Source organism: Gemmatimonadota bacterium, assembly GCA_009838845.1.
Lineage (GTDB): Bacteria > Latescibacterota > UBA2968 > UBA2968 > UBA2968 > VXRD01.
This window is the reverse complement of sequence record VXRD01000152.1, coordinates 1-19,628: the sequence shown is the minus strand read 5'-3', so window position 1 is coordinate 19,628 and position 19,628 is coordinate 1. Positions and strand designations below refer to the sequence as shown.

Here is a 19,628-nt window from a genome sequence, read left to right as displayed (position 1 = left end):
GTTTAAGTTATTTATTTATAGATATTTACATTATAAATTAATGTACAGTATTTCACTGTAGATAGTCTCGAAGTGTGGTATAAAGACCACACCTGTGGTCATTTTGCTACGTTTATTTTTTTATTATTTCAAATAGGAGATTTCACATGATCATTACACATGTTCGCGCAGTGCAGCCCGATGCAGATCGCGCGCCTGCTGGTTGGCGCGGAACGATTGGACAGATTCTGGTGCGGATTGATACGGATGATGGGTTGTCGGGATACGGTGTTGGTGGAGGTGGCCCGGCGGGTATTCATGTGGTTCAGACGGTGTTGCGCGAGGTCTTGATCGGCGCGAATGCCGGGGATGTCGAGGGGTTGTGGGATGCGATGTATCGCCATACCGCGGCTTATGGACGCAAGGGGATTGCGATGATGGCGATTAGTGGTGTGGATTTGTCATTGTGGGATTTACGGGGCAAGCGGGCGAATAAACCGCTTGTCGAAGTGCTGGGAGGAATGCGAATGGCAGTGCCGTCGTATCGTACGGGGTGGTCTCGGGATGATCTTGAGGGCGCACTCGCGCTGGGTTATAAGGCTTTAAAATTTGGCATTGGCGGGATGGATCCCCACAGTGAATTGGATGCGATAGCTGATTTTTTTGCGGATGTGCGGTCAGTTGTTGGCACCGATATCCAGTTGATGTGCGATGCGTCAATGGGGTGGGATGTGGAGGGCACGTTGCGCGCTGCGGATCGGTTGGCTGAGTTCAATTTGGACTGGTTGGAAGAGCCGCTTTTGCCAGAGGATTTTGGCGGCTATGAACGGTTGATGCGCGAGAGTCCCATTCCCATCGCGAGTGGCGAGCACGAATATACGGCGCGTGGGTTTGAGGCGCTGATGCAAAGGGGGTTACACGCTATTTATCAACCGGATGTGTGCTGGTGCGGGGGATTGACAGAGTTGGTGAAAATTTACGCGTTGGCAAAGAATTACGATGTCGAGGTGTGTCCGCATCGCGGGGGAGAGGTGTGGGCGCTGCACGCGATTGTCGCACTTGATCCCGATCCACTGGCTGAAAGTGGACGTCCCTGGATGACGTGGGTGCGCGATCAGCCGGAAGTGCTGGATGGCAAAATGGCACCAGGTGAGGGCTCGGGTTTTGGGGTGTGGTTCGATGATGACCTGTGGGAATAACCCATTTAGCCCGGTGGATTTTACACCGGGTTTTATTTTTCAAAAAACGCTTTGCGTTGCGAGGTTACATCTTCAATGGGAACGGGCTTTGAGAGGCCGACTTTGAAGGCGAGCATCCACATGACGAAGATGCCAAAGATCAGCATGAGGAGTTGCCAGACCCAGAGCGAGGGCAAACCAAAAGGCGCCCATGTGGCCGGGGTATTGGGATCGGAAAATAGGGTGTTGCCAACTGTGGCAAAAGGTCCGAAGCCAACGAGGAACCACAAAACTGTGAGGATCCACGCCGGTGTCACCCATTTCTTCTGGTCGTCGGTGAGGCCAGAGACGGCCTGGATGAAGGCGTGATGTTTTTCGCGTTTTTCGCGTTCTCCGTTGTTTTCTGAACCTAATTTCGAGACGAGCAGGGCAATGATCAAGTTGGCGAATATGCCCCAGCCCGCGCTGTGAATGGTGAGGGGGAATGCGCCCCAGGGCAGTCCAAATACGGCCACTGTGCGATCAGTCAGGGTGACGGCAATAAGACCGGCAACAAGGCCCCAGACCACGCCTTTGCGGGTGAGCCAGGGAAAGTAACACACGCCCATGAGAGCTGGGTACATCTGGAAACCGTAGGCAACGGCCAGACCGCCGAGCATGACGATGGCGCCGGTGAATTGCGCGGCGACGAATAGCGCGACCACTGTGACGACGATGACAAAGATGCGCCCACAGAGTTTTTGCACGCTGTCCGATGCGTCGGGGGCGACGTATTGTTTGTAGAGATCTCGCGTGACCATGCCGGAGAAGGTGGACATATAAGCAGCGCCAGTGGATTGCATTGCGGCGAGGGCACAAACCGCGAGCAAGCCGACGAGCCAGGGAGCCGCGTCGGTGAGCAGGTTGATGAGTTGGGGGACGAGGTTTTTGTCATTGGCGGATTCAAAGATACCATTTGCAATGAGGATGTTGCCCCCAATGCCCTGAAAGATGGTAAAGGAGAAGAGGATGATGCCGATGATAATCGAGGATGCCACGACTTGCTGCCAGCGGAAGGGCTCGCTGGTTTTGTTGGAAAAGCACCACATGGAAAAAGCGGGTGAGGATTGGATGCCCATGAGCGCGAACATGTAGGTGAGGCACATCATGCCGGTCCACACGCTGCCCTGTGCTTCTGCCCCTGAAGATACAGCCTGGATAGTTCCCGGCATAGCCACGATGTTCGAGTGGCCGGCGGGGGTGAGTTTTTGACCCGATGCGAGGTCTTGTTTGACATAGGCTGCAAGACCGTCGGTAAATCCGCCCCACCCCCCTGCAAAGCTGATGGCGACGCCCCCCAGGATGACAATGCCGAGGGCGAGCAATATGCACTGGGCGCAGTCAACATAGGCAACGGAGCGGAGACCGCCGGATGCGACGTATATCATAACAATGGCAGAGAGGGCAAACATCCCCACTTCAATACCGATCATGCCGTCGGTGAGTACGTGGAAGAGGTCGCCAGAGGCGCGGAGTTGTACGCCGAGATAAGGTACTGAAAAGAGGAAGGCTACGAGAACCGTGAGTAGGCGCATGCCATTGCCACCGTAGTAGGTGGTGTACATTTCGCCGGGGGTGATGTGTTCAAAAGCTCGCCCAACAACCCATTGGCGGCGCAAAAAGAGCACGCCAGTAAAGGGAATTGTGAGGGCGTAGAAGGAAGCGAATGCGTAGGGCAGGCCATCGATGAGGATTTTGCCGGGGTGTCCTACAAAGGTCCAGCCGGAAAAGCTGGTGGCGGTGGCCGCGAGAACAAATACCCATAAGCCAATGGTGCGCCCGGCCACGAAGTAGTCGGTTGATGTGCGTGAGGAAATGGCGCCTCGGACACCCCAGAAGAGACAGTATGCCCAGTAAAGTCCCACAAAAGCAAAAAGCCAGATTAGTTTAGCGTCCACGAAACCCCCTCCTGTTATGCCTGTATATCAATGCTGTTGGTGCTTACATCATAATATTTCGGAAACAGAATGGCAACCTTTGATTACCATGCGATCATTGCATCTTTGAACAAGGCTTTTAGGTCTTCGGCTTCTGCGGGGCGCGGTGAGAGTTTGGTGACGCGGTGTTGGGGGAGGGTGCCTTCGACGAGTGCGGGAATGTCGCTTTCGGTGAAGCCGATTGCTGACAGACCATTGGGCACTTCGAGTTGCTTCATCATAGCTACGATTTGATCGGCGAGAATGTGGCCCGCTTCGTCGGGAGATGCGTTGGAGATATCAGCGCCCATGATCTGGGCAGCCCGAAGGTGGCGGTCTGGTCGCGCGGGTCCTGTGAATCGAAAGACGGGAGGGGCGTTGAGGACGACGGACATGCCGTGTGGGATAATGGCATGGTCCGTGATCATGCCTTTGGGTTTGAAGTCCCGCACCATACCTGAGACGGGATACGACATGCCGTGGCAGAGGTGAACGCCTGCATTGCCAAAGCCGATGCCGGCGAGCGATGCAGCGAGGATCATTTGCGCGCGGGCTTCGTCATCATCGGGGTTGCGAACCGCGCGGGGCAGGTATTGCGTGGTCATTTCAATGGCTTTGAGTGCCCACATGTCGGAAATGGGATTGGCGCCCTGATAGGCGGGGCGTTCGATTGGGCGATTGGGTCTGGGGCGTTCGGTATAGGGGATGGCGGTAAAGGATTCGAGGGCGTGGCAAAGGACATCGAGGCCGGTTGCTGCCGCGATGGAAGGCGGCATGGTGCGCGTGTTTTCGGGATCGACGATGGCGAGGTCGGGTTTGAGATAGCGGTGTGCAATGCCGGTTTTGACGTGGCGGTCAGATGGCTACGCCCGTGGTTTCACTTCCCGTGCCGGCTGTGGTGGGTATGGCAAAGAGGGGTTTGACTGGGCCGGGAACGGGTTTGCCCTGGCCGATGGGCGCGTTGATATAGGCGAAGAAGTCGTCGGGATAGGTTGCAAATAGATTGGCCGCTTTTGCAGTGTCGATAGATGAACCGCCCCCGATGGCGACATAGCCTTCGTAAGCACCTTCTGTGGCGACTGCGATGGCGTCTTTGAAGGAAATATCTGTGGGTTCCACGCGGACGCGATCGAACAGATCGTATTCTATGCCTTCAGATTCGAGGCGCTCGCGCGCGGTTTGAACGGGGGGGAGATCGACGAGGTTGGGGTCGGTGATGACGAGGACGCGCTCAAGGCCCATGTCGGACAGGTCCATGCCGATCTCTCGCGTTGTTCCCACCCCAAAACGCAGGTTTGAGGCTCCCATTTGAAATGCAGTGTCTTTGTTCATGTGTTGATTCCGATAATTGCAGTTTTGATATAGTTGATTTTTCAGGTACATCGCCCAGCGTTCGCTAAGCGATGCACCGTAATTCGATCTCTTGCCTCACATGTCCATGTCCTCGTCTTCGTCCGCAGTTTCGGCAATATGGGCCTCGATTTTGCCGATCATTTCATCGGCGGTGTTTTCCTTAGTCAGGGTTTCCAGCAGGGTTTTGTCCGAGGGGTTGATGACCAGGACCAGCCCGGTCTTGTTATTGGTTTTGAGATGTTGCTCTATGCCGAGGGCTGCGGCCAGCAAACGGGCTTGGCCGGTGCGGTCTGCGTCGGTCACGTCCAGGGTAAGAAAGAGAACAGGCTCGGCAGACATGGTTTCTCGGACTTCGTCGAGAATGGGCACCAGTGCCTTGCAGGAGCCGCACCAGTCAGCGTGTACTTTGACCACGTACAGGGCTGGTGTGCCTTCGCCTTCTACTTCGACGGTGCCTGCAAAGGCAGGGGCTGTGGTGAACAAAAAGGCGAGGGCGATGAGGGAGAGCGTGCGTAGGGTTTGCATGGGTGTACTCCTTGGAATGGGTGAATGAGCCACGTCGTTGGCTCGGGTCTGCAATAAGATATGTTTTTTCTAACTCAGGTATGAAAAATAAGTTGCAAAAAATAGACTGGATTACTTCGTCTATCTTTCTCGATGTCTCAGTCTATCGACTGCCACGGCGATGACTATAATAATGCCGGTGACGATTTCTTGTACCCAATTTGGCAGGCCCATTTGCGAACAGCCAGAGCGGATGACGGTCATGATCAGGGCGCCGACCACGCTGCCGAGTACTGAGCCTTCGCCGCCTGAGAGGCTGCCCCCGCCGATGACAACGGCTGCAATGACGTCGAGTTCGAGGCCAACAGCGACCGTGGGATCGCCTACGGTGAGGCGAGAAAATTGGAGGAGCCCGGCTATGCCTGCGGATGTTCCGGCGAGGGTATAGACGAGTAATTTGGTGGCTTCGACGCGGATGCCGCACAGGCGAGCTGTGTTCTCGTTGGATCCAATGGCGACGATGTGTTTGCCAGGGCGGGTATAGGCGAGGAATCCGCCGGTGAGCAGGGCGAGGATGATGAGGAGCCATACGCCGGGTGGGAATATCCACCACGCACCTTGCGGTAGTGCTGCGAGCAGGTCGATGAGATAGGTGAGGGGGGCGTCGATTTTTTGTTCGCTGGCCAGTCCTTTGGCAATGCCGCGCACGAGCAGTAGCGTGCCGAGTGTGACGATAAAAGGCACGACGCGAAAACGGGTGATGATCAGGCCGTTGACAAGGCCACACAGCGCGCCTGTGAGTATGCCGATGAGCGCGGCAACAGGGGGTGACAGATCAGCCTGGAGCGATGCGGCGATGGTGACGGTGGTCAGGGCTATGATGGAGCCGACGGATAGGTCAATGCCTCCGGCAATGATGACGAGGGTCATGCCGAGTGCTGCCGTGCCTACAATGGCTGTTTGACGCGCGATGGTTTCGAGGTTGCGCCCGCTGCTAAAGCTGTCGGGACCGAGAATGGAGAATAGGCCGTACACTGCAAATAGGCCCAGCAAGGGGGCAAAGCGCGATAGATGATTCACAGTGCGACCTCCTGTCCAGTCGCTTCGAGCATGAGGCTGTGTTCGCTGCACTGATCAACAGGACGCGCTGGGCCGAGTTGACCACGGTACATGACGGCGATGCGGTCGCATATCCCGAGGAGTTCGGGCAGGTAACTGCTTACGAGGAGTATGGCTTTGCCCTGTGTTGCGAGCTGGTCAATCAGGTGGTAGATGTCGGCTTTGCTGGCAATGTCAATGCCGCGCGTGGGTTCGTCCAGAAGGAGGCAATCTACGTCGTGATAGAGCAGGCGGGCGAGCGCGACTTTTTGCTGGTTGCCGCCGGAGAGGTCTGCGATGGATTGTGCAGGTCCCGATGTGCGAATGTCGAGGCGAGATATCCACTGGTGGGCAATGGCGCGCAGTTTTTTGGGAAAGATGATCCCTCTGGGCAAGTGCGACAGGGTGAGGTTATCGGTCAGACTCATCGATTGGGCGAGGCCCTCTTCTTTGCGGTCTTCGCTGAGCAATCCCATTCCCTGGGCGAGGCGCTGTGCAGGTGTTGCGCGGATGGTGTTGTGCGCGAAGGTGATATTGCCTTTGCGGATGGGGTCAAGGCCAAAGATGGCGCGCAAAAGTTCTGTGCGGCCCGCGCCGATGAGTCCACCAATGCCGAGTACTTCTCCGCAGTGCAGGACGAGGGACGCGCTGTGAGGGAGAGGGCCGCCGCCTGTGAGGTCGAGGAGTGGTTCGCCCGGTGTGCGTTTGGTGCGCGGAAAAAAATCGTTGATTTGCCGACCTACCATGAGGTGAACGATATCGGGTATGGGGGTTTGGGCGACCAGGCCGCTGCCAGCTTTTTTACCGTCTCGCAGAACTGTGAATTGATCGGCGATTTCTTTGATTTCTTCGAGGAAGTGCGAGATATAGACGATTGCCAAATTTCGCGCTTTCAGGCGTTGCATCACGCGAAATAAACGGTCGGCATCTGCGCGCGTGAGGCTGCTGGTGGGTTCGTCGAGGACGAGGACGCGGCATTGAACAGATAGCGCGCGTGCAATTTCTACGATTTGTCGTTCGGCAATGGTGAGGGTGCTCACGCGCGCGTGGGGATCGATATCGGCATGGTCGAGTTCTGTCAGCGCGTTTTGGACAAGGGCGTGCATGTCTGATTTTTGCAATAACCCGCGTCGCGTGATTTCCATTCCGAGGAGGACGTTTTCTACAACGGTTAGATGGGGCGCGAGGGAGAGTTCTTGATAGATCATGACTACGCCTTGCTGGCGTGCCTGGAGGGGATTGGCAGGTGCGAAGGGCGATCCATCAACGGTCATTTCCCCGGCATCGGGTTGCAAGGCTCCCGATAGCACTTTCATCAGGGTGCTTTTGCCCGCGCCGTTTTCACCGATGAGGGCGTGGATTTCACTGGCTGAAACGGCAAAATCGACGTTGTCGAGCGCGATGGTTGCGCCAAAGGTTTTGCGAATGCCGCGCATGGCAAAGCGCGGATGTTTAGGAATGGACGACATAGAGGATGTGCCTGACCGCTTTATCGGATAAATCCCAGCGTGCGGTGGATAATGTGCGGGTCAATCACGACGGCGGGTTTTGAGTTGGGCGTAATTTGTTTTCCAAAAGCAGAAGCAAATGCGAGGAAGTCCGAGAAGCCGATCATACCATCTGCATCGATGTCGAATCGCGGGTCAAAATCCGGATCCGAACTGCTCTTGCCAAAATGGGCAGCGAACATGAGGAAGTCCGAGAAGCCGATCGTGAGATCGCCGTCAAAATCGAAAATTTCGAGTGCGACCGTGGGGGTGAATCGAACTTTTTCGAGGTACGCAAATAACAGGTCGAGATCCCGAGACGATTCAGAGATTAACACGTCTGTCCCTTGCTGCTCAATCCTGAAGTCTGTAGATCCACGGTGTTTTATTGCGAGCACGCCTTCGTAGGCAGTTTTGAACTCTGTCGCGTCTTGTTCCGTATCCCAGGTCGTGAACAGGACGAGGGCAGGTGTATTATCCTGGCGGTGTTTGAGGACGACATACTGGTCGCCATGCCAGCCTGCGGCTGCTGCGTGTGATGGGATAGCAAAGGTATTGAAGATAATTCTGAGTCCAAATTCGCCCAGTGTATCCCTGTCCAGCAATTCCCAATTTCCTGTGAAGGTTTCATTTGCCAAATCAGGAAGTGCGATCTCCTCGAGAGATTCTCCTGCGAAGTATTTGTCTGGGTGAAGGATGTGTTCCATTGACATTGGCAAATGGGTGTACGCGCGATTCACTGTTGCCCATCCCCCGCGTTTTTTCAACTCAAATACAAAGGCCATTCCGCGAAAGTAGATTCCAAGTTGCTGTTCAAATATAAAATCGGGGGTTTCGTCAATCGCCTGGACGACCTGTGGATCGGATTCTACATCTTTGAGGTTGCGCTTGACTTCGCCAACTGTCGTGCTGGCAACCGTGTTTACGAATTGCTGTAGTTGGGCATCTGACATCGCTTGTCCAGTGCGATCTAAAAACCAGAGGTATTCCACCAGCGTTGCATCGCCTTCGGCGAGAGCTTGATGGGCTAATAATTTGTCGCTGTTTGTTGCGCTGAGTAAACGGTCGAGCCCAAAGTGCTGGTCCTGTAGCACATGCGTCAGTTCATGGACTACGATTACTCGAAGCTCTTGTATGGGAATTGATCCTATCGGGATGTTGATAGAACGGTTTGCGGGATAGTAATAGGCACCTATTTGGCCCTGTGAGGCTCTTATCAGAGCTTCGAAGTCGAAGGGGATACCTCCGTGGTACAACCCGATGGCGCGGATGAATAGATCGTAGTTTTGACGAATTGTTTGCGGTACAGTCTGATTGAACTCATCGCTTATGAATGCGGTGATTTCCGCGTTTGTCTGATAGCGTATTGTGAATGGCTGGATAAAGTTGAGTAACCGAATTGAAGATACCTGTGGCTTAATCGTTTCGCTTAGCGCAGTCAGGTTGGGTAAGGTCTGCGATAGGGCAATTGAAGGGGTGGCGGTGATAATTAGCGCAATTCGGCAGAGTTTCTGCACTATTTTTACTCCATTTATTTTAGCCATTTATCCAGGTCTGGCGTTAATACGTCTTTGATGTCTGGGTCGTTCATGTTGTCTTTGGTGACGAGGGCAACGCCGGTATCAACGCGCTTTTCAACGGGTTGATTTTGGAGGTGTGCTACTATGGTTTTGACGCCAAGGTAGCCCATTCTAAAGGGATTTTGCAGTACAAGCCCGTGGATCTGATCGTTTTCGAGGGCTTCGACGAGTTTTTCCGAACTGTCAAAGCCGATGAATATGACACTGCCGGCGAGGCCCGCGTCTTGCAGGGCGCGCAGCATGCCAAATGTGGTGGATTCGTTGGGGCAGAAGATGCCCTGGATGGTGAGTTTGCCGTTTGCGTCTTTCAAGGGCGCGAGCAAGTTTTCGCTGGCCTGATACGCGCTTTCAGTGGTGGCACCGCCGTGTTGATTTGATGAGGCGATTTCGATGTCTGAATGCTCGCCAATTGCGTCGAGAAATCCCTGTTCACGTTTCATTGTACTGGCAGAGCCTTCCTGGTAACGCAGCATGATGACTTTGCCCTTTTGGTTCAGGCGTTGGGCCATGTCGGCACCTGCGAGGCGTCCTCCGCGATAATTGTCGGTGGCGACAAAGGAGACGAAGTCCTCGCTTTGAAGCCCCGAGTCGATAATGACGACCGGGATGCCGTTGCGCACGGCATTGGCGACGGGTACGCGAAGGGCAGTGTCGTCGAGGGGCGCGAGTACAATGCCCGAAACGCCACGAGAGATGAAGTTTTCGACCAGTGCGATCTGGTCTTCGCGGTCGTCTTCTTTGAGTGGCCCTTTCCATATTATTTCTATGTCTAACTCGCGCTGCGCTTTGACAGCGCCTGCGTGAATCGATTTCCAGAATTCGTGGGTTGTGCCTTTGGGTATGACGGCAATGGTCGTTTTTGCCGGTCCGGTTTGTTCACTGCCACAAGCGATGAAGAGCATGAGGGCCAATGAGATTAAGACGCGGTTCATATTATTCTCCTTCTTCACGTATGTCCTCATCAGACGTAAGCCCCTCTCGGGCGATCCAGGATCTGTCCCATTTTTGGCCGCCGATGAGGCCGCCATCGACGACGAGGGCGTGACCGTTGACAAATGAGGCGTGATCACTGGCGAGATAGAGGGCTGCATGTGCGATGTCTTCGGGCTGACCCGCGCGATGGATAGGCTGTCCGCCAGCGAGTTTTTCGGTCATGAGTTGATAGGCTTTGTCAGATTCTTCGGGCGTGAGGTCCAGCGCCGGGGCAAATATGGGGGTGGCAATGCCTCCCGGGCATATACAGTTGACGCGGATGTTGTGAGGTCCCAATTCCATTGCCGTTGTGCGGGTGAGGTGTATGACGGCGGCTTTACACGCGCTGTACACATGCGGCCCATAGCCCGTGCGAAGGCCCGCGACAGAACCCGTGCTGATGATGCTGCCCGATCCCTGTTTTTTCATCACGGGAGCCGCGTGTTTGATGCCCATGAAGACGCCGCGCAGGAGAATGCTTACGGTTTTGTCAAAACCCCGCATGGATGTTTCTTCAACAGGTCCCGCTACACCGCCGTATCCGGCGTTGTTAAAGAGGCAATCCAGGCGTCCAAAATGCGTGACGGCGAGATTGATCATCGCTCTGATATCGGGTTCCCGTCTCACATTGGTGTGCTGGAAGATGGCGTTGTGACCGAGTTCTTCTGCAACAGTCTGGCCTTTATCGTCCTGGATGTCTGCGATGATGACTTGTGCGCCTTCTTCGACAAAGAGGCGAGCAGTTGCGCGACCAATGCCACTCGCGCCACCCGTGATGATCGCTACTTTACCGTTAAGTAATCCCATTATTAACCCTTTGTTTATTTTGGTCGATAATCAGGCAAGAGCCAGATCTTCTTGCCAGACTGGTGGTCTGACGAGGGGCAGGTTGTTTTGCTCGCACCAGGGTTTGAGCGGGGTTTCACCGCCGCTGGTTTGATATTCTTCTGTTTTGACCAGTGTTTCGCCAAGGAGGTACTGGCCCAATGGATCGAGTTTGTCTAATAGCGATTGAGGCTGCACGCGGTAATCTATGGGCGCGAGCCATCTGTAGCCATAACCGAACATGATGACTTTGCGGGTCTCGTCGGACAGGTTGATACCGCCGGCGTGATAGGTTCGGTTTTCAAAGATGAGACAGTCGCCGGGTTCGAGATGCGGTTCGAATGCGCCTTCTGGATCGCCATTGGGGGGAATGTCGAGGGGGTCTCTCAATAGATTACTGCCGGGCACGACGAGTGTGGCGCCCGCATTGGATTCGGTGAGATCCGTGAGATAATAAGCGCATTTGAGCATGCCCCGGGGAGCCGCGTGCTGGAGGTCGTTGTTGAGGCGACCGTAATCGCGATGCCAGTTTGGCGCTCGGGCAAAATCGGGCGTGCCGGGCGGGTCGGGGTGTTTGTAAATCAGGTGTGAGGTGGTGAGATGGAGATACGCGCCGAGAAATTGCACGACCATGGGGAAGATTTTGGGATGTGTGAGGAGAGATAGAAAGGCGTCGTCTAAGGCGATGCAGTTGCGAAAGCCATCGTAGTATCCATTCTCGCGCGTTTGTCGATTTGTTTTTATGTCGCTGTCGATGAATCGGTCGCATGTTTCAAGCAAGTGTGCGACTGTTTTTTGATCGAGTGCCCGGCGCACGATTAAACAGCCCTTTTCGTCGAATTCCCGGATGGTTTCTTTGGGAAGGATATTCCAATTTGGGGTGAGCATTTTTGGATTTCCTTGTTAACGTGGCCTCTGATAAGTTGCCTTCCAAGAGTCTTGAGTAAAATGTAAAGTTCCGTTTTTAATCGAGTCTATCTCGTTCACTATTCCTTCAATGTCAACATCACGCGCCGCACGTCCATCACCTGTGAATGGGGTACGTCAAGGGCACGCAAGGTCAAGGTACCTTTGCCCGCGTTCAGGTGGATTGTGCCCAATGTCAATGGCTCGAAATCCTTCACATAGGACTCACCGCCGCGGGGATAGCGGTCATCTGCTGCACCGATGAGTGGTGGGTCGTGTGCGTCGGTTACCTGTCCTTGCACTTTTGTCGTCTGGTCGTGCTCGGGGTGAAATGCCAGCTCGACGGTTGATCCTACATCTTCTTCCGGGCATGTATAATAAACCGCTGCTTCATAGTCGCCGGTTGTGCCGACTTCGATATCCCAGGTCATCCGATCACCCACTTGTGTCCAATGCGTGAAATAAGAACAGTTGGGCGCGCCTGCACTGCGCTGGACTGTGCCGTGATGCACGCCATCTCGCGCGGGCAAGCGGGTCGTTTTCCAGTAGCCCGTGGCAAAGGGGCGGTCGTCGTTTACAGGCAAGACTTCGGCGTGATATTTTGCTACTGCATCTGACAATTCTGCGTGAACATCGGGATGTTCTTTTGACACATCTGTTGTCTGCCCACCATCGGCGACCATATCGTATAACTTGCCTTCTATGTCCAATCGGAATCGCTGATTGCGTGCGCTCAATTGTGCCCGCTGATGTGATAGGATGATGCGGTCAGACCATTCGACATCTTCGCCCAATAGCAGGGGTTTGAGGCTGCGTCCTTCCAGGGGTTTTTCGACTTTTAGGTCGATACCCGCAAGGTCGGCAAATGTGGGCAATAGATCAATCGCCCCGGCGATTTCTTCAATTACTGTACCAGCTTGGATATGACCTTTCCAACGCATCAATCCCGCCACGCGCACGCCGCCTTCATCTGTTGATCCTTTTGTGCCTTTCATCCCACCATTCCATCGCGCGCCATTGGGCCCATTATCTCCAAAATAAAATACAATAGTGTCTTCCGCGATTTCCAATTCGTCGAGTTTGTCCAGCAATCGCCCCACATTCCAATCGATGTTTTCACACAGGGCGAGTGCCGCCCGCGTGCGGACTATTTCTTCCTGGTCGGGATTGGTCGCCCGCATCTCAATCGGTTTATCGCGGAATGGATCGTAAAACTCGTCGGGTACCTGAAATGGTGTGTGTGGGATATTGTAGGGGAGATAACAGAAGAACGGTTGATCGCGTTCGACATTTGCTGTCATAAAATCCATCGCGCGGTCTGTACACTCATCGGGCAGGTATCCCTTTCCGCGCGTGAGTTCGCCATTGTGTTCGAGTTCGGCATCAAAATATTGTCCCCAGTGTCCGGAACAGAACCCAAAAAACTCGTCAAATCCCCGTGCGTTTGGATGATAGGGATGTTGCGTGCCATTGTGCCACTTGCCATAAGCACCCGTGGCGTATCCGGCGGCTTTGAACACATCGGCAATGGTGGTCTCATCGAGGTTTAGTCGCTCGGCACCAGTACTCACGCCGTGGACACCGCCGCGCAGATGATAGCGTCCCGTCAAAAACTCTGCCCGCGTGGGCGCGCATACCGGGCAGACGTAAAACCGGTCGAATAGTGCGCCATCTCGTGCGAGAGAATCCACATTTGGCGTGTTGAGATTTGTGTTGCCGTGTACACTCAAATCGCCCCAACCCTGATCGTCGGTCAAGATCACGAGAATATTTGGTCTGGTCATTGTGTCTCCTTTTTTATTGTATCATATTCTGGATTTACACACTTATCTCCCCACTGTTTCAGCACCCATCGCAAGCCGATTGCGGGTTCGGGATATTGGCCCTGGTCATCGGTCTGGGCAATCCACTGTTTCAGAATATCGCGGTGGTATTGCAAGGCTTCGGCGTGGTCTGGATCATCTACGAGATTGTTCACCTCTTCGGGATCGGCGTCACAATCGTAAAATTCTTCTGCGATGCGTTCTTTTGCCCAGAAGAATGCCTGCTCGGGCGTGAGTTCGTCGTTGGCGTGCATGGAACGTATCAGTTCCATATAATCCGATCCATCGCGGTACTGCGCCTGCATAAAAGGGCGATCTGTCATAAAGTTCCGCACATAGCGATACCGCTGGGTGCGCACCGTGCGCATGCGATCTATTGTAAAATCGCAGCGGTCTTTTGCCGCAATCACGTAGTCGCGCTCGACAAAGTGTTCGCCAAACAGATTTTGACCTTCCATGTAATCGGGCACACCGAGGCCAGCGAGCGCGAGGGAGGTGGGACCGATATCAATGCCGCTGACGAGGTCGGAGCGCACGCTTCCGGGGGTTACGATATCTGTATTGCCCTGCCATGAAATTATCAATGGGATTTTGTGACCACCTTCGTAAATAAATTGCTTGTGCCGCGGCAACCGCATCCCGTGATCGCTAAATAAAAATATGATCGTATTTTCGCGCAATCCATCTTCTTGTAGTCGTTCCAGAATCCATCCCACCTGTCGGTCTGTGTGCAGGATACAATCGTAGTGTAGGGCAATTTCTCTGCGGATGATTTCGTGATCGGGATAAAATGATGGCACAGGTACTGAGGCGGGATCGATGCCCGGTCCTTTGAGCAATCCAATGCTTTTGCCACCTCGAAGCTGAATTTGTCCGAAGAACGGTTGACCAGGGGGACATCCGGACCAATCGCTTCCGTTTTCTGCCCCTTTGAAATCCATGCTCCCATGGTGGTTAAATAAAACATCTAATTCAAAGACAAAGTTATAATGCGTTTTGCCTTCGTTAAATGTGTAATATCCGGCGTCTCGAAAATACTCGGGTATTGTCTTTATCCCTTCGGGTAAAAGGGGGTATGAGCTGTTGTGGTTGTGCGCGCCTATGGTGGTTTGATACATCCCGGTAATTGTTGCCGAGCGAGAAGGCGAGCATACGCCAGAGGTTTGATACGCCCGATCAAATTTTATGCCCGAAGCGGCGAGCGCGTCTATATTCGGCGTTTGTATGGTCTGGTCGCCATAACAACTCATCCACGGGTTCACATCTTCGAGAAAAAGCCAGAGGACATTCGGACGGGAGTTCGACATTTTTTGCTCCTTTGCGCTATGTTGTGCTGCGCCGATCACTCGCTTTTCTGCGTTGTGGGCGCCTTCTGTTCATCCGCTCGCTTACACTGGCCTGCGCGAATTGCTTGCGCGAAACGCGCCCAGGTTGAGTCGGAGACGATTGGAATGGGATCGACTTTCAGGGAATCTAAATAGGGCGATAGTGAACGAATGCGATTTTTTGTCAAGGGGTGGGTTGAAGCATAGACCAGACCATCTGGCATATCTCCCATTATTTCGAGAAGGATTTCAAATGCTTCGACCATTCCTTTTGGGTCAATATTCGCATCAAGAATCATTTTCATGCCTTCGATATCAGCAGAAGACTCGTGGTCTCTTGAAAAACGCAGGGCACCCACCAGGGCGGCTCCGTCAAGCACGTAGTCCAAACCTTCGCCACCACCGGAAATCGCTGCAATAAGTGCGCGCGTGGACATTTCGCGCAAGACGGCCCGGGTGCCGTGTCTTTGCACGACATGTTGCATCTCGTGTGCGATTACACCGGCGATTTGCTCGGCGGATTTTACGCGCTTTAGAAAGCCGGTTGTAATAGCCATATAGCCGCCGGGAAGCGCGAAGGCATTTACTTGGGCGTTCTTGACGACGTAAATGCGAAATGTATAGGGCAAGTTTGTCGGGGCGGTCAAACGCGCGTCGATTTCATCAAAGACTTCAGTATAAATTTCATCCTGGCAGCGGTCTTCTTTGGGTGCGATATACGCGACAACGGATCGGCCAAGTGATTCTTCCCAGGCAACGGGCGCAATGCGTGCGATGCCGTCGATGAATACGGGCAGAATATGGCCGTAGAGCAGCCAGATAATAAACACACTAGAAACGAGAGAAAAACCGACAAGAGGGACCCGGTAACGGCGAAGCCTGGGATTGTGAAAGCCCGAAATGGGGTTGCGTTCTCGAATGACCTCCAAGATTTGCACGTCGTCTATTACCAGTGCTTGCCCAAAAGTATCGTTCTTTTCAAACCGGACCAATTCTCCGCTGTGAAAGCCCTCGGTCTGACGAAAACTTCCGTAAGTCCAAATTTCAGATGGACGGTCTGAAAATATTATCTCAAGGCCATTCGCTAAAACTTCTATCTGCACGGTATGGGGCTGTGCAGTTTGCCCATCGTAAAAGTGTGCGTGCCACCTGTGTGTATCTCGTGCCATAGTTCTAAAACTCAAATTCAAAATCCAGATAATCGCTCAAGCCTTCGCCCGTTGCTCCGGCGTCTGAAAAGTCCTGGGCAATACTGGAAAAATCCGGTGGGTCGGACAAAACGAGATAGTCGCACAAAAATCTGTTATTGCGAACCGCAACCCAGGGCCATGCCAGGCCCAGGGAAATGACGAGTAAAATAAAATTTTCGACCTTTAGCAACAGAAGGCGACTGCCGACAACAGTCGAATGAAATGAAGTGCCTTCGAATGTTGTGCAAGACCAGTAGTAGCGCGTCTTGAGTGCCGTGTACCAATACCAGCACAAACCCAGTGTAAAAGGCGTGAGTAACAAATTTAGTACAAAATACCAGAATAGGTTGCGCCCTGTGCCGAAAAATTTAAAACGCCCTGTGCCAAATTGCACGCTCCTGGTCAAGAATAGGCGAATCTTCGTTTCAAAATAGGGATAGTACAACCCCAGGGTGAATATTGTTTTTAATAGCCCGATATAATAGATTTTGAAAAATGTTTTGCTATTGCCCCTGAAGGAGAATCGGATGCCTTGATAAGAAGTTCGGCTGAGTCTGAAACGCAAGGACCCTACGATGGCCAGAGGCAAAAATACAAAAAGCAGAAGCCCGTAAAACGCGAGCATAGTGATCCACTCGTGCGTCATATCTTCCCAGAAAAACGAGGGTATTTCCGAAATTAATACGATTGTGACGATTAAAATAATGGCTTTAATCCAGCCAATGCAGAGTTCGCCGCCGGTGGTATGGTTTGAGAACCGACTGTTATGCAATTCTGTTTGGCTGTGCATATAACGCCGAATTTTTGCCTTGCCCCAAAAATAATACACTCCGAGCGTGAGAAGTGTAAACAACACATTGATTACAAAAATACCAAATAGACTGCTTCCATTTCCGTGAAAACGAAGACGGAGGGGGTTGTGTGCTTCACTCAGTTCGGGCACTTTGAGCGGTTGCACGGCGAATGCGCGGATGACGATATAGAGCAAGCCGACGAGCACCATGACTACAAAAAACAAAAACACAAGTCCAAAAACGGTATTGCGCGTTTCCAAATTGGCAAACCAAAAGGGACGAATATCCACGCCACTGACAACCTCGCCAGGGGCCACGACTATGTCGCGTTTTCCACCCCAGGCATCTGGCACTTGAACCCTGTATTTGCCGGGCAAGACCCTCATTTCGTAAAAACCCTGATCATTGGTTACAGTGCTCGCTTTTACATGTCCTTTGGATGTTGTGAGAGATACTGCGACAGAATCTATAGCGATTCCATCTCGATTTTCAACATATCCCGAAACACGCGCACATTGCGTTGTATCGGGTTCAAATATCGCAAGCGCTTGATCGGAAATTTGCAACGGCGTTGTGTCTGACTCAAATACCGTCGATGTTGGTTTTCGAATCTGTAATAACAGCTTTCCATCCAGTAGTTCAGAAATTTTCAGAACGTGATTGCCCGGTAGTCCGTCCCTCTCCGTCAACACAAGCCACGATTGACCGTCAAAACGAACCAGGCCGCTTTGTTCTGGATCTGTTATATCATCATAGTGTACACCAAACCAGAAGGTGCCATCTCGCGCACAAAGTGCTGCCCGCACTTCCCCAAAGGGCATACCGGAATCCGTGTTGATCACGCGCCATTTATCACCGTCATAAACGGAAATATCATCGCGATTGCCATGCGTACACCAGATGTCGCCATTTTTGTCTATGGCAATTCGATACACTTTCTGATTGCTTAAACCGTCTCCCCGACCATAATTGTGCCATTGCCCGTCTCGGTATTGGCTGGCACTTCTGTAAGTCGCAGCCCAGAGGTGGCCTTTTTGATCTACGGTCAAGTCGTAAATACGGTCGTCCCTGAGTCCTGCTTCAGTTGTGTGGTGAACCCAGCGGTTATTGGTGTACTCAAAGATACCATAGCCGCCACTTGATCTGCGTTCATATAGGGGGTGAGCACGCATCCAAAATCGCCCTTTGCCATCTACAACTGCCGGAGGGCTCATAATCAAATTCCACTTTACTTGCGTTTTCGTTATCTCCCGTATAATGCCGTCGTAGCGCGAGACAATGAGCGAATCGCTGTGATGTCCAAAAAACCACATGGCCCCCGTTGAATCTTGCACTATCGCGTTCACAGGCCACCCTACGGTTATCTTTGATAACTGGTTTTGCCTCAGCACAAAGACATTGTCCTGGTATCCCCACCACATGCTGCCTTCTCGATCTATGTAGGGGTGTTCACCGGCGTGCAAAAAAGCAGTGCCAGCTATAAGGCTCCAGCGACCAGCAGCCGTCGTGTCCTGAGATACTAATGATACTTCCTGAGCAATGCTGGTTGAGATGGATCCCCAAAGGAGAAAAAAATAAACTGTCGATCGAGACAATGATTTTAGATGCATGAAATTTCCGTGTCACAAATTGGAGAATAAGCGATTATTTACAAAGGCTGGTTTAATCCGTCCATTGATCTTTGAGCCATTCGGGGGGACCGTATAGCAGTGGCTTTTCATTCCATGTAAATAGCGGTTCCAGGTCCCGCAAAATATCGTCGAGTGCCGCGTGATCGTACGCATCTTGAGTTGGAAAACGGGTTGTCAAACGGCTGTGCGAACTTTTTATGACCTGGCGGCGGCGCAGTATTTCGGGATAATTTGTGCCTTTTATTGTCTCGAGCGCGAATAGGGGGGCCATGATGCCATATACCCGTTTTGCCTCTTTCAAATCTCCGGCTTCCAGGGCATTCCACAGGCGCACCACGACATCTGTTATGTGACAGCCCGGCATTTGTCCGGCTACGCCGCGCGGATGTTCGAGCAGTAAATAGCGGCCACTGGCTCCGCCAAATACGCCTTTCAATTTTGGGCCTGCTTGTTCGATTAAGCCCGTAATCATGTGCGTTGGGGGGAAGACCTCTTCCTTAACGTATTCTATGTGTTCTACTTCATTGATCAAGCGCACCACTGTGTCGATGGACAACTCGCTGCCCCGCAGGTGATTTTGTATAAAGATTGGCATATCCACTTCGCGGTCTATTCCCTGATAATAGCGCACCATCGCATCTTCGTCTTCGATTGGCTCGATATAAGGGGCCATTGCGATAACGCCATCGGCTTCCAGTGCCTGCGCGTGACGCGCGAACATCGCCGCGTGATTTCCACTCGCCCCCTGTACGCCGAGAATTACTGGAACGCGTCCGGCGGTGTGTTCTACGACCATCTGCATACCGTGCAGGCGTTCCTGGTCGGTCAATACGGGAAAACTACTGGCATTTACGGGCCAGACAATTCCATGCGCGCCGCAGGTGATACAAAAATCCAGCACGCGCTTGAGGTCGCCCCAATCGACATCCCCATTTTGCTTAAATGGGGTTGAGGGTATGGTCAAAACTCCGCGAAATGTATCAGAACTCATGTCGTCTCCTTTTTTGAAGCACTCACAAAACGTATAT

14 protein-coding genes and 1 pseudogene are annotated in these 19,628 nt (G+C 52.9%); 1 reads left to right on the top strand and 14 read right to left on the bottom strand.

Annotated features, from left to right (window positions below):
* Positions 1-146 precede the first annotated feature (146 nt).
* On the top strand, positions 147-1,178 hold the full coding sequence (locus tag F4Y39_21440) for a mandelate racemase/muconate lactonizing enzyme family protein (GenBank protein MYC16298.1): 1,032 nt from the start codon (positions 147-149) through the stop codon (positions 1,176-1,178).
* Positions 1,179-1,210: 32 nt separating this feature from the next.
* On the opposite strand, the gene F4Y39_21435 is transcribed toward F4Y39_21440, so the two are convergent.
* The 14 genes and pseudogenes from F4Y39_21435 to F4Y39_21370 all read right to left on the bottom strand — a co-directional run bounded on the left by F4Y39_21435 (position 1,211) and on the right by F4Y39_21370 (position 19,591).
* The gene (locus tag F4Y39_21435) at positions 1,211-3,094 is read right to left on the bottom strand and encodes a sodium:solute symporter family protein (GenBank protein MYC16297.1); all 1,884 of its coding nucleotides are present in this window, start codon (positions 3,092-3,094) and stop codon (positions 1,211-1,213) included.
* A gap of 83 nt (positions 3,095-3,177) precedes the next feature.
* Positions 3,178-4,444 (bottom strand): annotated as a pseudogene (locus tag F4Y39_21430) (iron-containing alcohol dehydrogenase).
* Positions 4,445-4,540: 96 nt separating this feature from the next.
* The gene (locus tag F4Y39_21425) at positions 4,541-4,990 is read right to left on the bottom strand and encodes a thioredoxin family protein (GenBank protein ID MYC16296.1); all 450 of its coding nucleotides are present in this window, start codon (positions 4,988-4,990) and stop codon (positions 4,541-4,543) included.
* Positions 4,991-5,110: 120 nt separating this feature from the next.
* Positions 5,111-6,049, bottom strand: a complete 939-nt coding sequence (locus F4Y39_21420) for an ABC transporter permease (protein MYC16295.1) — start codon at positions 6,047-6,049, stop codon at positions 5,111-5,113.
* A complete protein-coding gene (locus tag F4Y39_21415; GenBank protein MYC16294.1) occupies positions 6,046-7,536 on the bottom strand; it encodes a sugar ABC transporter ATP-binding protein in 1,491 nt (496 codons plus the stop codon). Before F4Y39_21415 ends, F4Y39_21420 begins: the two co-directional genes overlap by 4 nt.
* Before the next feature lie 20 nt (positions 7,537-7,556).
* Positions 7,557-9,071, bottom strand: coding sequence for an EF-hand domain-containing protein (locus F4Y39_21410; GenBank protein ID MYC16293.1), 1,515 nt, complete (start codon positions 9,069-9,071; stop codon positions 7,557-7,559).
* 14 nt (positions 9,072-9,085) lie between these two features.
* Entirely contained in the window at positions 9,086-10,096 is a 1,011-nt protein-coding gene (locus F4Y39_21405; protein MYC16292.1) for an ABC transporter substrate-binding protein, read from the bottom strand.
* A complete protein-coding gene (locus F4Y39_21400; GenBank protein ID MYC16291.1) occupies positions 10,068-10,913 on the bottom strand; it encodes a glucose 1-dehydrogenase in 846 nt (281 codons plus the stop codon). Before F4Y39_21400 ends, F4Y39_21405 begins: the two co-directional genes overlap by 29 nt.
* A gap of 30 nt (positions 10,914-10,943) precedes the next feature.
* Positions 10,944-11,819 carry a phytanoyl-CoA dioxygenase family protein gene (locus F4Y39_21395; GenBank protein MYC16290.1) on the bottom strand — a complete coding sequence of 292 codons (876 nt, stop codon included), beginning with the start codon at positions 11,817-11,819 and terminating at the stop codon, positions 10,944-10,946.
* Positions 11,820-11,917: 98 nt separating this feature from the next.
* Positions 11,918-13,621: an arylsulfatase gene (locus F4Y39_21390; protein ID MYC16289.1), complete on the bottom strand. Its 1,704-nt coding sequence runs from the start codon at positions 13,619-13,621 to the stop codon at positions 11,918-11,920.
* Complete coding sequence (locus F4Y39_21385) at positions 13,618-14,967, bottom strand: sulfatase (GenBank protein MYC16288.1); 1,350 nt, start codon at positions 14,965-14,967, stop codon at positions 13,618-13,620. The genes F4Y39_21390 and F4Y39_21385 overlap by 4 nt, the downstream gene beginning before the upstream one ends.
* 35 nt (positions 14,968-15,002) lie before the next feature.
* Positions 15,003-16,154 (bottom strand): M48 family metallopeptidase, encoded by a 1,152-nt coding sequence (locus F4Y39_21380; protein ID MYC16287.1) that lies wholly within the window; start codon positions 16,152-16,154, stop codon positions 15,003-15,005.
* Between the two features lie 4 nt (positions 16,155-16,158).
* Positions 16,159-18,579: a DUF898 family protein gene (locus F4Y39_21375; GenBank protein MYC16286.1), complete on the bottom strand. Its 2,421-nt coding sequence runs from the start codon at positions 18,577-18,579 to the stop codon at positions 16,159-16,161.
* Positions 18,580-18,631: 52 nt separating this feature from the next.
* Positions 18,632-19,591, bottom strand: coding sequence for a dihydrodipicolinate synthase family protein (locus F4Y39_21370; GenBank protein ID MYC16285.1), 960 nt, complete (start codon positions 19,589-19,591; stop codon positions 18,632-18,634).
* Between the last annotated feature and the right edge of the window lie 37 nt (positions 19,592-19,628).